The 14,730-nt window shown below is 43.6% G+C and carries 10 protein-coding genes; 6 read left to right on the forward strand and 4 right to left on the reverse strand.

Annotation, left to right across the window (positions count from 1 at the left end; all coding sequences use genetic code 11):
- The first annotated feature begins 73 nt into the window (after nt 1–73).
- From SWP_RS08530 to rluB, 3 genes are read left to right on the forward strand one after another with little or no spacing between them, the layout of a single operon-like run.
- Nucleotides 74–862: a segregation and condensation protein A gene (locus tag SWP_RS08530; protein WP_020912060.1), complete on the forward strand. Its 789-nt coding sequence runs from the start codon at nt 74–76 to the stop codon at nt 860–862.
- A gap of 12 nt (nt 863–874) precedes the next feature.
- Nucleotides 875–1,471 carry an SMC-Scp complex subunit ScpB gene (scpB, locus tag SWP_RS08535; RefSeq protein WP_020912061.1) on the forward strand — a complete coding sequence of 199 codons (597 nt, stop codon included), beginning with the start codon at nt 875–877 and terminating at the stop codon, nt 1,469–1,471.
- Nucleotides 1,464–2,336 carry a 23S rRNA pseudouridine(2605) synthase RluB gene (gene rluB, locus SWP_RS08540; protein WP_020912062.1) on the forward strand — a complete coding sequence of 291 codons (873 nt, stop codon included), beginning with the start codon at nt 1,464–1,466 and terminating at the stop codon, nt 2,334–2,336. Before scpB ends, rluB begins: the two co-directional genes overlap by 8 nt.
- A gap of 280 nt (nt 2,337–2,616) precedes the next feature.
- Here rluB and SWP_RS08545 read toward each other — a convergent pair whose 3' ends face one another.
- Entirely contained in the window at nt 2,617–3,354 is a 738-nt protein-coding gene (locus SWP_RS08545; RefSeq protein WP_020912063.1) for a YciK family oxidoreductase, read from the reverse strand.
- Nucleotides 3,355–3,616: 262 nt separating this feature from the next.
- On the opposite strand from SWP_RS08545, the gene SWP_RS08550 reads away from it, so the two are divergent.
- From SWP_RS08550 to SWP_RS08560, 3 genes are all read left to right on the forward strand, one after another.
- Nucleotides 3,617–6,103 carry a VolA/Pla-1 family phospholipase gene (locus SWP_RS08550; RefSeq protein ID WP_020912064.1) on the forward strand — a complete coding sequence of 829 codons (2,487 nt, stop codon included), beginning with the start codon at nt 3,617–3,619 and terminating at the stop codon, nt 6,101–6,103.
- A 409-nt stretch (nt 6,104–6,512) separates the two neighbouring features.
- The gene (sohB, locus tag SWP_RS08555; RefSeq protein WP_020912066.1) at nt 6,513–7,544 is read left to right on the forward strand and encodes a protease SohB; all 1,032 of its coding nucleotides are present in this window, start codon (nt 6,513–6,515) and stop codon (nt 7,542–7,544) included.
- 134 nt (nt 7,545–7,678) lie between these two features.
- Nucleotides 7,679–8,725 carry a helix-turn-helix domain-containing protein gene (locus SWP_RS08560; RefSeq protein ID WP_020912067.1) on the forward strand — a complete coding sequence of 349 codons (1,047 nt, stop codon included), beginning with the start codon at nt 7,679–7,681 and terminating at the stop codon, nt 8,723–8,725.
- Nucleotides 8,726–8,762: 37 nt separating this feature from the next.
- On the opposite strand, the gene SWP_RS08565 is transcribed toward SWP_RS08560, so the two are convergent.
- The 3 genes from SWP_RS08565 to SWP_RS08575 form a co-directional block, all read right to left on the reverse strand.
- A complete protein-coding gene (locus SWP_RS08565; RefSeq protein ID WP_020912068.1) occupies nt 8,763–9,950 on the reverse strand; it encodes an SO2930 family diheme c-type cytochrome in 1,188 nt (395 codons plus the stop codon).
- Between the two features lie 102 nt (nt 9,951–10,052).
- A complete protein-coding gene (locus SWP_RS08570; RefSeq protein WP_044555798.1) occupies nt 10,053–12,704 on the reverse strand; it encodes a parallel beta-helix domain-containing protein in 2,652 nt (883 codons plus the stop codon).
- Nucleotides 12,705–13,549: 845 nt separating this feature from the next.
- Nucleotides 13,550–14,647, reverse strand: coding sequence for a DUF481 domain-containing protein (locus SWP_RS08575; protein WP_020912071.1), 1,098 nt, complete (start codon nt 14,645–14,647; stop codon nt 13,550–13,552).
- Between the last annotated feature and the right edge of the window lie 83 nt (nt 14,648–14,730).

Here is a 14,730-nt window from a genome sequence, read left to right on the forward strand (position 1 = left end):
TGACGATAATCACTTTAAACAATAGCTGTTTACGGGTATAATCGCGCGTTTGCGAAATAGAGTGGGTAGTTGGATGGAGGGAATTGTACAAGAATTGCCTTTAGCCATGGTGCAAGGTGAGCCTGTAAAGGTGATGCCGAAGGATCTTTTTATTCCCCCCGAAGCATTGGAAGTTTTTCTTGAGTCCTTTGAAGGGCCACTGGATCTGCTGCTTTATCTCATTCGCAAACAAAAACTTGATGTGGTTGACCTACCGATATTTGCGATAACGCAACAGTATTTAGAATACGTCAATCTACTTCAGGGGGCCAAAGTCGAATTAGCGGCTGATTACTTGGTTATGGCAGCGACTCTAGCTGAGATTAAGTCGCGGTTATTACTGCCAAAACCTGATGTAGAACATGAGGATGAAGAAGACCCTCGTGCGCAGTTAATCCGTCAGCTAAAAGCGTATGAAGTGATTAAAGATGCGCAGGAAAAGTTAGATGTTCTGCCGAGAATGGAGCGGGACATATTTCAAGCAAAAGCGGTTCCAGCAGCCAATATAAAGCCTGAATTATTACCTCCTGAAGTTTCATTAACCGAGATTGCACGTGCTTTCTCTTCAGTACTTAAACGTATTGAAGCGACTGAAAGTCATCATGTTGTTCGAGAAGTACTTTCAACTCGAGAGCGAATGACACAAATTTTAGCCAAGCTAAACGCGCAAACCTACTTACCTTTTGAAGCTTTATTTGACTTTGAAGAGGGACGCAGTGGCGTGGTGGTGAGTTTCTTAGCGTTAATGGAGTTGGTAAAAGAATTGTTGGTGGAACTGGTACAAGCTGAGCCTTTTTCGACTATACATGTTAGAGCGTATTAAGGATCTATTTCGTTGTCACAGATTAATCCAGAGCAGCTAAAGCAATTAATCGAAGCGAGCCTTTTCGTGTTGGCAAAGCCAATGACGATTAAGGCGCTTAAAGAGACAGTACTGGCTGAGTTTACTGTGTCTCGTGCTAAAATTAAGGCTTCGATTGAAGAGTTGCAGCAAGATTATGAAGGGCGTGGGGTGCAACTGATTAAAGTGGCTGGCGGTTATCGTTTTCAGACTATCTCTGAACTAAGCCAGTACTTGCAGCCATTATGGCAAGAAAAAGCGCCTAAATACTCGCGCGCAACCATCGAAACATTGGCGGTGATAGCCTATCGACAACCTGTTACTAGAGGCGATATAGAGTTTGTTCGAGGCGTTGCTATCAGCAGTCAAATTATTAAGAGTTTAAACGACAGAAACTGGATAAAAGTCGTGGGGCATAAAGAGGTACCGGGGAGACCGGCACTTTATGCGACGACCACAGAGTTTTTGTCATACTTCGGGTTGGACAGCATCACGGATCTTCCGTCGCTGTCAGATCCTGAATCATTGGATGCACTTTTTTCGACAGTGAAAAGTGCACCAGAAAAAATAGAAGAGTCTACTAATGAGTGAAAAATTGCAGAAAGTCTTGGCCCGAGCAGGCCATGGCTCCCGTCGTGAGATGGAGGCATGGATTGCTGCAGGTCGAATTAGTGTTGACGGTGAAATCGCAAGTCTTGGCGATCGCGTTGAATCAGATGTAAAAGTGCGTATCGATGGACGCGCCATTTCGATCAAGTCTGAAGAAGATGTGGTTTGTCGTGTTATTGCTTACCATAAGCCAGAGGGTGAAATCTGTAGCCGCAAAGACCCTGAGGGTCGACCTACAGTATTCGACCGCTTACCTAAAACCCGAGATTCACGTTGGGTTGCGGTAGGGCGTTTGGATATCAACACCTCTGGGCTGTTGTTATTCACCTCTGATGGTGAATTAGCGAACCGATTAATGCACCCTTCAAATGAAGTAGAGCGTGAATACGCGGTACGTACCTTTGGTGAAGTGAACGATGCGTGTATCCAGCGTTTGCGTATGGGTGTGACCTTGGAAGATGGCCCAGCTAGCTTTGATAAAGTTAAAGCAGCAGGTGGCGAAGGCATGAATAAGTGGTGGCATGTCAGTTTAGCTGAAGGCCGCAACCGCGAAGTGCGTCGTCTTTGGGAATCTCAAGAAGTGCAAGTTAGCCGTCTTATCCGTATCCGCTATGGCATGATTGAGTTACCGAAATCTTTGCCTCGTGGTGGTTGGATTGAATTGCCTATTGAGCAGGTTAACTACTTGCGTCAAACAGCTGGCATGGATGAAGAAACTCGCAGTATTTTAGGCACTGACAAACACAGTGTTGCCCGTGCAAAAGTGCGTGGCGCTAAAATACGCCGTGCAGTACGTAAGCATAAAGCGACAGCAACGCCTAATAAGCCGAGCCGCAGTCGCTCTTAAGCACGAGTTATGCTTCAAGTATTGTGACATTAAAAAAGGCCGCTAATAAGCGGCCTTTTTTATGGCTTTATTTATGAACTTAATGATTATGCCAATTCCATTAAGGATATACTCAGTCCTGAGACGCTCACAACGTGCCGCTGATCTTTAAGGCATGGGGAAATCACTTAATACAGCGCATGTGGCATTCGATATAGAATAGCTATTAGCGATAAGCCACTTACTTGTCTAAAGTGATTTAAACTCCCGCTGAATGAGCAACTCTTTAATGGAGTTGATATTATTGAGCATTAAGCTGCTGGCCATTGATGTCTGCCGAGTCTTTCCCCATTAGGTAAAGGTACGTTGGCATGATCTCTTCAGGCTTTTTGAGTAACTGTGGGTTTTCTGCTGGATAAGCATTAGCACGCATACCGGTGCGAGTCGCCCCTGGATTTATGCTATTAGTGCGAATATTGCTGCCTTCATACTCGTGTGCAATCGCCTGCATCATGCCTTCCGTTGCAAATTTTGACATTGCATATTCGCCCCAGAATGAACGGGCTTTGCGACCAACGCTGCTAGAAGTGAAAATAAGAGAAGCACTTTCAGACTTGCGCATCACTGGTAATAGCGCCTTTGTTAACATAATTTCAGCAATTACGTTAACTTTGAATACCTCTTCAACTGAACTCATGGTGATATGTTCAAACGGCCCAAGCACACCTAGCATGCTGGCGTTATGCAGTAATCCATCTAAATGACCAAACTGCTCTTCAATGGTTTCTGCCATATCGAGGTAGTTTTGTTCTGTCGCACCTTTTAAATCGAGCGGGACAATGGCTGGTTTTGGATAACCAGCCTGTTCAATTTGGTCATAGACGGCTTCAAGTTTTTTTACTGTCTTACCTAAAAGAATGACCGTTGCACCGTGCTGCGCGTATGTTAGCGCCGCAGTCTTTCCTATGCCATCGCCGGCACCGGTTACCAATATAACTTTACCATTTAGTAAATCTTTTGCAGCTTGATATTCCAACATGAGTTAATACTTCCTCTGAGCTCAAACGCCCGTCACTTCTAGAGTCGCTGATATGGTAAACAGCTGTTTTAAACAAACGATTAATTTTTGCCCAGCTATTCGCTAACGCAATGTGACAAAAATGTAGCTAAGTCAATAATTTTGCGTTAACTTGAACTGAGTTAAGGGCTAACAATAAGCCCTATTGGTCATACATTGCTGACTATTGTGACCAATTTCCAAGAGAAAACAAAATTATTACAACAAGATTTGGGGAAAAAAGATGAAAAAGCTCTTTTTAGGTGTCGCAATCACATCTGCATTGGGTCTCACCGCCTGTAGTGAAGACAGTTATAACGAATTAGTCGACAAAACGGAACCATTGGTCCCTCAATCAGTTATGGTCTTTGATCCTGGTAACGGTGAACTACCATTACCCAATGACATTCTTTTTAGTGGCACGCTCGATGGCACATTGAATATTCCTGATGAAGCGGCTGATGGCAGCAGTGACTACACTGACCCCTCTATGGCGCTTGGTGCATTAGACGGTTGGTCAACAACAGCGCCTATTTCTATTGCGGTTGCCCCCGCTACCGATAATGACGGTACGGTATTAACTTTGAGTAAGTCATCGGTTGAACAGCCTGGCGCGGTGAGAATGTTTGAAGCCACTGTCGGTGGCGCGTTATCATCAGATCCTGAGTGTACCAGTGCAGCAGATGTTTCCGCTTGTAAAGTGGGTGAAGAGCTACAATTTGGCGTTGACTTTATTACCACAACCTCTGGAAATAGCGTCGTTATCGTACCGCTTAAACCTTTAAAGGCTAAGCAATCTTATATTTATGCGACAACCAACCTTGTCCAAGATTCAGCAGGTCGCGCAATAGCACCATCTGCGACCTATTCATTGCTAAAATTGGATATTGACACTAAACCGTTAGAAACACCTGAGCAATTATTGTTGCAAGCGGCTGTCAATAGCTATGAAAAAGGTATGGCTGCAGCGGGTGGGCCGGATGCTGAATCAGTAAGTTATTCTGGTTTATTTACCACGCAGTCAGTTGCCGATGTTTATGAAGTTTCAAAGTTGCTAATTGCAGGGCAGCCTGGCTACCAACCAGAGTTTACAATGCCACCTACAGATACTGGTTATACGTTGGCACAGGCATTAATGATGCCGCCAGAGCATCCTGCTTATGCAGGTGCGAGTAAAGTTAACCTTTGGAAAGCAGAACTTAAATTACCCGTTTACGGTGATTGTTCGTCTACCCAGTGTTTAGATGCAGATCTAAACCCAACGATTAATGGTATGTGGAAGGCTGCTTACGATAGTCCTGTTTCTGTTTTGCTGGCATTACAAATGGGTACCTTGAGTCAAGAAAACTACTTTGCTCAAGCGATTGCAAATGGCATTGAAGATCCCGTTGCAGCATTAAGCGACCCAACTATGCTTGCGGGTAAATTATGGAATTTAGATGATGGTACGCCAGCAGATAAGGCTCGACATTTAACCAAGTACAACCCAATCCCACAAATCAAAAACTATGAAACAGTTCCTGTACAGATGACTGTACCTAACTTTGCCCCTGCACCAGCAACAGGTTGGCCAACAACGATGGCGCTTCATGGTCTTGGTGGCGGTAAAGAGATGGCCTTTGCGTACGCGGGGACTTATGGTGAGTTAGGTGTGGCAACGGTTGCTATCGATATGCCACTACACGGTGCACGTTCATTTGGAAAGGACCTAATTGTTCCTGGAGCATATACTGTATCGGCTTCAGATCCTGCTTACGGCGCAGTTGTTGGCGATGAAACACTGTTCTCTCTAGGGAATCCATTAGCTTTTATTAACATTGCTAGTACTTTGAGTGTGCGTGATAACTTCCGCCAAGCAACTTTCGATCATTTAGCCGTACGTGCAGCGCTTACTGGTTATGCTGGACAATTGGCTGCAGCTGGTGCTCCACAGGTATTTGATAATAACCAAATTAGTGCACAAGGTTTAAGTCTTGGCGCAATTGTCGGTACTGATTTTGCGACTTACGCAAGTACGGGACTGACTCATCCAAGCGGTGCTGACTTGAGTTCTGTTTATGCGCTCAATGCTGCGTCACTTGTCGCACCATCAGGCGGCTTTGCGGGTACCTTTATTGGTTCAGCGACTTTTGGTCCATTGTTATTTGACAACATCGTCACGACGGATGCTTTCCTTGAGTTAGTTGAAGAAGCAAATAAAGATCTTGGCTACGAAGTCGGAACGCCTGAGTACGATGCACTGGTTAAGTCGGTTTATGACGCCTTCTTGCCAACGTTTGCCTTTGCTGTGCAAACTGCGGTTGATAGCGCAGACCCGATTAACCATGCTGCGATGCTTAAAGCTACGGGTTTGCCTATTCACTTAATTGAAGTGGTTGGCGATGGTGCTAACAGCTTGCCTGACCAAGTTTTGCCTAACCGTGTACCTGGCTACCCAATTTCTGGTACTGAGCCGCTAATTGAAAACTTAGGTCTTGCCTGTGTAGATAGCACCACTGTAGGCTCTGGTGTTGTGAGGTTTACTAAAGGGCATCACAGTTCAATTATTGACCCTAGCCCAATTGACGGGGTTACAGATGGACTTGAAGATGTAGCGACGGTAGAGATGCAAACACAAGCAGCATTCTTCTCATACAGTGCTGGTTTACCTGATGCAGTTAGCCCAACTATCTACTTAGGTTTGGTTGTTGGCACCGATGCAGCGAAAATGGTAGTACAACCTTGTATGTAATATTGACTGTTTAGCAGCTTAAAAAACCCAGCTTTTGCTGGGTTTTTTATTGGCAATTTTAATTACACTTTTAATTGCGACATAGGCTGCTAGAATAGCGGGCAATAATACCAATTGCATTAAAGGTTTGACCATTCAGCGGGAATTCAAAACGTTGTAGGCAAGTAGTGGGATTTGAACTAATAGTTATTCTATATCCAAATCCCATAGCGAAGCATACAGCGTTTTGAAACTCGCACTACGTGAGGCCCTCATTCTTTCTACTTCTGCTTTGCATTGGCTTAAAAGGGAATAACCATTTCTTTACCAATGCGCTTTGAATTGAAAAGACTGAGGGAATCTGAACTGGCCAAATACTTAATGCAATTGGTTTAAATGAGAACAACAATCGATTTAGTTGGAGAATATTTTGGAATTTTTGTACGAATACGGCTTGTTTTTAGCCAAAGCGGTGACGATAGTCGTGTCGATTCTGGCTGTTGTGATTGTGGTTTTAGCATCAACGATTAAACACAAAACTGAGAAAGGTGAACTGAAAATTACCAATATCAGTGATGACTTAAAAACACTGAAACATGATCTCAAAGAAGAGTTGTTGTCAAAGAAGGCGTTTAAAGCCTATGAGAAAAAAGTAAAAGCAGACGAGAAAGACAAAGAGAAAGCCCAAAAAGATGCTAAAGAGCCAGCGAATGATCCTAAGGTCTTTGTCATCGATTTCAAGGGCAGCATTGATGCTGGAGAAGTTGCCTCTCTTCGTGAAGAGATAAGTGCGATTTTAACTATTGCCGACAAAGGCGATGAAGTCATTGTTAATGTTGAAAGTGGCGGCGGTATGGTGCATGGCTATGGTTTGGCGTCGAGCCAACTCGACCGCTTAAGAAAAGCCGAAATTCCGTTATCAATCTGTGTCGATAAAGTGGCTGCTAGTGGCGGTTACATGATGGCTTGTGTGGCTAACAAGGTGTACGCAGCGCCGTTTGCTATTGTCGGTTCTATTGGCGTAGTTGCTCAAGTGCCTAACTTTAATCGTTTGCTCAAGAAGCATGACATTGATTATGAGCAGCATACAGCGGGTGACTTCAAACGCACTCTGACCATTTTTGGTGAGAATACTGATGAAGGGCGTGAAAAGTTCCAAAAAGAGCTTGAAGAGACACATGTGCTGTTTAAAGAGTTCATTTCTAAGTACAGACCAGAACTTGATATTGCTAAAGTGGCTACTGGCGAGCATTGGTATGGTCAGCAAGCAATTGAGCTTGGCTTGATTGATGAAGTGGCAACCAGTGATGATGTGATCCTAAAGCTTGCCAACGAGCGCACTGTCGTTAAAGTGAGTTACCAGCTTAAGAAGAAGCTGTCTGATAAGATTGCCCATGGTGCATCTTTGTCTTTCAATGCAATTTTTAACAAATTTGCAGAAAAGAACCAGCCGCTTAAATAGTTGTCGCAAAAGTAAACTAGATAAAAAGCCTGCAGATGCAGGTTTTTTTGTCGCTAATTTTAAATATAGGCTATTAATTAACAACTAAATCCGCTAAAAATATAGTTATAAACTCACTAATTTAGCGGAGTGCAATGCATAAAACTTGCAGCTACAAACCACACCTGATGGTTGGCGATCAGTCTTATCCTGCTTATGAATTAAGAAACCTGCTCAGCTACTTGAAGAAACAATTTGGTATAGAGGCTGTAGAACAACTGTGCCAAGAGATAGGCGTTGGTGAAAATGAGTTGGTTCATAGCCAATTTGTCTATGTGTGGCAAGTCGACTACGCCATGACGTTTTTGCAGAACTTAAGTCAAGATCCTGAGGTCGGTGCTAAAGCGGCCAGTGACTATCAAGTAAAAGATTTGGGTTTTTTATTGGGATATCTCACTGAGTATACAACCTTAGGAGAATGCCTTGAGTTTGTCATTGCACACCCAGAACTGGTGGGGAGTTTTTCTGATACGTTAATCCGTAACGAAGAGGGTTTACTTAAGGTTAGATGGCTCAATACTAACAAGCTCGACGTTAATAAATACAGTTGCCAGTTTCAGCACAGTATTGCATCTTTGATGACCTTTGCGCGAGAGTTGACGGGCATTGAGGTGAACGTCAAAGAGATCGCTTTGGCTGAACCTAACCGCTGTGCCGACTTTTTAGCTTCATGCACAGGCGCGTCAGTTCGCTTTGATGCCGAATTTTTTGAATGGTCTATTGAGCATCAGTTGTTGAGTTTACCCATTACTTTCTCTTTCGCTGCCACTGAGCCCTGTATTACTGTCGACCCTAGTCATTCCTATATATCATTGCTCTTAACAGAGTTAAGAGAAAGTGCACCTGAACTGCCGAGTATGGATGCGAAGGCTTTGGCGCAAAATATCAGTAGTCGCACATTGAGACGTCGGTTGTCGAACGCGGGCACAAGTTATCAGAAGTTGGTTGATCAAGTTCGTTGCCAAATGGCAATCGATCTTATTTTGTCGAGTGAACGCTCAATTGAGTCGATAGCAGATCTGATGGGTTTTGGTGATGTTAGCCACTTTAGGCAGAGTTTTAAGCATTGGATAGGGCATCCTCCCGGGCATTTTCACCGCCTTAATCGAGGTAAAGACAAAGCGAGCGGCTCTTTGAATTGAGTCGCTCAGTTGTTAATCATTGCTTTACTCCTAAGTTTCATAAATGCTGACAATGACCGATATCAGCTGGCATTGCGTCAATCCACTCTTTAATTACTGCAACTGCTTCGGTATGCACAATGGCCCGTCCAAGTGGCGGCATTCTGTCTTTAGCTTGATTGAGTTCTTGGCGATAAACCAGGATGGAATGTTCACCGTCACCTGGAATGATGTCATAAGATAAGCCTTTGCTTCCACCATCCCAACCAGGAGGCTGTTTACAGATCCCATATTGATAGCTGGTATGATCAACATAAAAGCCAAGACGTAAACCCGAGATGCTGGCAAATCCATCTGCGTTATGGCAATGAGCGCAGTTTATATCCAGATAGCCCTTTGCTCGCGATGTTAATGAAGCGCTTTGATCGTTTATTTCTGCAGTTATTCCCACGTCACTAAGAGCGGGTAAGCCGTTTAACAAATTGAGTTGTTGCCATAGCCGCAGCTGATTGATGCTTTGACCTTGATAACTGATATCACGGTTTAGTAGATGGGCCTTGATGCCTATGGGCCTGATAAGTGCGCTTTGACTGTCACTGCCAAGCGTAGATTGATGGCATATTTTACATTCGGCTCGACTAGGAACATGATAATCGAATACCTCTCTCACACCTTGATGATTCAAGCTGTGGGGCACATCTAACCCTGCTTGCTGCAGTGTTGCCTCTGCACCATTCCAAACATAAGGCAGGGTAGTCCAGCCAACTTCTCGATGAATGAGTAACCGAGTTTCTATTTGTACTTCATTGTTGGCGCCGCCGACTTGAGTATCGAAAGGTAAGGAGAACGTTTTCACCAGTACCGTGCCTACTGGAAGCTCAAAGGTTGCTGTAGGGTGGTAGCTAATTTGTTTGCTTTGAGGCAGGAAAATAAAGCGGTGCTTGTTGGCGTAATTAGAAAATAGCTGCGTTGATAGCTGGTACGCCATTCCTGGCGTTACCGGATCGGATGTCGGCACACTCGGATCTACAAATAGTCCATATTGGGAGAGGCTTGTGCAGTCCTCAGTCATTAAGGCATCCCAGTTAACTTCACTTGTTGTGTTATCACAGACTGAGGCTGGAGGCTTCGTTACTGGCACATCTGGCGTTGTTGGTGTTTGTTCAATAACTTGCTCAGTTGAATCATCTGAGCCACCGCACGCGCTTAACGACAAGATTAAAATAAATATTGTGATTTTACCCATAAGCTACCCAATCAATTTACTTGATAACACTCACACGACAAACTCGCTGAATTGATGGAATAAAAAAGGCCGGGATTAGCCGGCCTTCTTAAGTCATTCCATTTAGCTTGAGCAAGATGCGCTTGGTAGGCGCTTAATCCACTCATTGATTAGCGCAACACCTTCTGCGTGCGAGAGGCTACGACCAATCTCAGGCATTCTGTCACCTGGATTGTTGGTTTCCATACGGAAATGTAAGATAGACTCTTCAGGGCTGCCTGGAACAATATCAAAGCCTAGAGAACCACCACCATAAGCAACAGGTGACTTACAAGTACCGTGTGATAAGCCTGCATCTTCAGCATATGCTCTCCAGTATTCCAGCTTTAAACCGGTATTAGAGGCATTACCTTCAGGGCGATGACAGTGAGCACAGTTTATGTCTAAGTAACCTTTAGCTGTTTTCATTAATGCATCATCGCTCAAGCTGCTCACACTCGATTCATCGCCGTCATTGTATGCTGGAACAGTATCGATAGTGGCGATATCAGGAACGCCTTGCAAAATACCCGCTGCTTGCCACTTCAATAACTGATTCATGCTGCCGTCGCTGTAGGCAAAATCCTTGTTAAGTAAGCGAGCTTTTGGCCCGATAGGGACAAACTTAGCTGGACTATCAGCGTCGGGTTTAAACTGATGACACTGTTTACATTGGTTCATGCTTGGTACGACATAATCAAAGTCCATTGACTCACCGTTATGCATGACTTTCTTTGCTTGAATTGCGCCTGCTTTTGCAAGTACAGCATCTGCTTTTTCAGCATTCCAGACGTAAGGCAGTGCAGTCCAACCCGTTTCACGATGTATGAGTAATCGAGTTTCTACTAAATCTTCGTTGTCTAGGCCACGCTTGCTAGTATCTGCGGGAAGGGCAAAGGTTTTAACTAGAACGGTTCCCACTGGAAAATCCAGTGATTCCATTGCCGAGTAGTCTGCTTTTTGGCCTTCAGGTACAAATACATAACGATACTTGCTTGAATAGTCGGTAAACAGTGGTGTATTTAAGTCATAAGGTATACCGCCAGAGTTAGGCGCATCGTCAGGGTTCTTTGCATCTGCAAAGAGATTGTAGTCTGATAGATTAGGGCAGTTTGCTTTAAGCAAAGCTTCCCAAGAGGCATTATTACCTTCAGCTTTACACAGGGCTAAATCACCATCACCGATTAATCCGCCTTCGTCTTCTCCTATTGAGCCGCCACCGCCAACTAAGTTACCACCGTCACAACCTTCAACATCGTCATCGACGCCACAGCCAAAGATTTGATCGCCAAAGGTGACGGTATGCACCGGTAAGCTTACCTGAGCACAGCTCATGAGCTTATCTTGAGTCTTTTCATACAGGACTTCAGGAATTGAAATATCGGTATTTTCATTAGCATATAATCGACCAAAAGAGACGTCGCCATTATCGCTGGCACAGACATTGTCACTGCCGTCAGCTGCAAATGGCATCTCCTGTAATCCTAGATAAGCCGCAGTCCCATTATTAGAGAGCATCTCGCCTAAGCCGTCGTATAACACGCCCGGAAAAGCTCCGTGAGTGAATAGGTAAGCTTTAATGATGTCATCAATGAGGTAACCATTTGGCTTTTGGCCGTACCCTGTGATGACGTTATCATGGATATAAATATTACGCGGGGTGGGTCGCCAGCCATCTTCTATCGGCTGCCCAGGTTGACCATAGTTACTGACAAATGCATTCATATCAGGTTCTGCAATGAAGAAACTTGAAATGGTGATCCCCATGGTGTCATGGTTGGTGACTTCATTATTAAATATTTCAACATCGTCAGTTGAAAGGATAATCATACCCGTGCCCGGTGGCACGATGTGAACACCTGCTGGATTGGCGGAAGCATTGGCAAAGTTCTTGGTATTGTTATCGTAGACCTTATTATTGAAAATTCTAACGCTAGAGCCATATCTATGGTTATTGATTGGAAGATCAAACACTAGAATACCGCCGGTATTGCCCATCGCTTCGTTATCGTATACGTCTGCATATTTTGAGTTCTCTATCTCAATACCCGCAACGTTTTCTTTTGCAATGTTTCGCCTTACCACGATGTACTGCGATTGACCGACATAAATACCCGCATCGGCACTACCACGTACATAGGTATCTTCAATGAGAATATTTTCACATTCTACCGGGTATAGGCCGTACGCGCCGTTGCCTTCATCAAGCTCACCTTCCCAAATTGTTGCCAGACGGCGCAAGATGATACCGTTGGTATTTTTAAGCTTGATACCATTATTCTTTGCTTCATTGACCGACAGATCTTGAATAATAATATTCACAGCATTCTGAACGAATATACCATCGCCGGAATTAGCTTTAGAGAAATCAAGAATCGTTTCATTTTGGCCATAACCCATAATGGTTATGTTTTTAGCAAAGCTGCCATCGCCGTCCACATCACCATCGAAGAGTAGCGTTGATTCAATTTCAAATGTGCCCTTTGGCAGAACGATAACGTCGTTACTTTGGGCATTAATGAGTGCTTCTTGAATGCGGATAGTGAGGTTTTCACCATCTTCAATCATTATTGCCCCTTCAGGAAATGAAGGCCCTTCAGGCTCAGGTGTCACAACGGGTGGGGTTTCAATTTTTGTGGTGGTGTCGTCATCATCAGAAGAACAAGCCCCTAAGCTTATTGCGACTGCAGTGGCGAGGAGTGATGGCATTAGCCATGAAGGTTTCTTGTTGAGCATAGCATCTCCAGAATTATTTTTATTATGCGCTATCTAGATTGCACTGACGTACCAGATAAGCAATGTGAAATTCGGACAACAAGTTTGCAGCATTGTGTTATCAAATGGTTTTTAAACCATAATTAAACGCAAAGCATGCCGTTAGCTGTTGAAAATTAGTATGAAGAGCTCGCAATTCAAACGACTGTATTATTTTTGTGCTGGTAATCTTTTATCGATTTTATTTTACCGTGCAGAATATTGTTAAATTAATACAGAAACAGAGGCTTATGAAAATGTCATTAACAAATGACACCTAAGCGCTGGTTATTAACGGTAGGGAAAGCCAAATATTGAGCTTTTTAAGTAGCAGGGGGTATCGTGACGCTACTTACTCTTAATCAGGTTTTTATACCAATTGCATTAAAAGTTTGACCATTCAGCGGGAATTCAAAACGCTGTAGGCAAGTAGTGGGATTTGAGCTAATAGTTATTCTCGGCTCTGGCATCCTGCTTCGCTCTCGATAATTGCTCCTGCATTATTCTACCTTCGACCATCCTTGGTCTCGTACCTCCTAAATCCATTTAGTCGTATATCCAAATCCTATAATGAAGAATACAACGTTTTGAACCCCGCACTTCGTGAGCACCTCAGTCTTTCCACTTCTGCTTTGCATTAGCTTAAAAGGGAATAAACATTTCTTTACCAAAGCGCTTTGAATTGAAAAGACTGAGGGGCTCTGAACTGGCCAAATACTTAATGTAATTGGTATTACAATGCGCCATGATGGTGCTGGATATCGTTATCTTCGCATGTCGTGCCCAGTGATGCGGGTTTAGCTATTAGGCATGTTTTTATGGCAGCGCTACAGATCGATACCAAAGCCAATAATAAACTGATAGTCATTGGGCTCTGGAGTTTGTCCGCTAGCGTCTGGCTGGGGGTTGTTGGTTCGATCCCACACGAGTGACAGGTCAAGGTCAAACATATCTGTTAATTCTATCTCTAACGTTGCAATAGCATGGTGAGTATAGCCGCCTGAAGTTTCGTTACCGTATTGCAATCGATATAGTGCGTTAAAATCTATGTCTGATGATATTTCGGTGTCGTATAGACTTTCAATTACTAATGTTGCACTGCTATCACTTTGATCTTCATTAACTTCAACGGTATCGAATCGAGTTAATGTATAAGCGGGGACGCCACTGACGCTCCACTCTGTTTTTGGGGTGTCGATAATATTATAACCAAGACCGGAACCTATAGTTACTCGGTAATCGGTATTCAAAAATGGATCAATGTAGATCTCAGCGAATACTGGGCGAAGGTAAAACTGTTTAGAGATAAACCAGTCAAAGTTACTGTTGATACGATGGTTGTTGATATTGTTTTCGCCATCAGTCTCTGAATAATTGCCGATATAATCTAGATTAAACCTTGATTGGGTTGTACGGCGTTTTGTTTTAGCAATCGCACTATAATCTATTTGATCGGTATTACCTTTGCGAAAATTGGCGCCCAAGCTAATTTTACTGGACCAATAGTTAGCTTCGGTTTGTTCCCCTGCAATGATGGTCATTATTTTTGAACTATCAAACTCTTCACCGTTAATGTAGGACTTTCCATCTTTAATCAACAGTCTGCCTGACTTAGTGGTGAGGTCAGTAAACCCAATACTGACAATGCTACTGCTTTGCAGTACTTTCACGTCCTCCCAATCGATAAATACACTATCAAGTTCGTCGCTATCAAATTCAAGTTTGTCATCATAGAGATTAACAATCTCGCCCTTAAGTAGCTCCAAAGATGTCAGTTGTAGCCAGTCATAGTGGGGATCAACGGGGAGGGTTATCTGTTCAGGGGTGATCTGAGGTAAGGGCTCTGCCGCTAAAATAGGTATATCTAAACAAAAAAGTGTAACACTACCGACTGCTATTGCTGCCAAATTGAGTTTTTTGCTCATTGAGATCCCTTGCCGTTCAAATACCCAAAATATCACTGATTACAGATTATTCCGATAGATTAATAATTTACAAAGTTGCTCTG

It is taken from the genome of Shewanella piezotolerans WP3, from assembly GCF_000014885.1.
In the GTDB taxonomy this organism is placed as follows: Bacteria; Pseudomonadota; Gammaproteobacteria; order Enterobacterales; family Shewanellaceae; genus Shewanella; species Shewanella piezotolerans.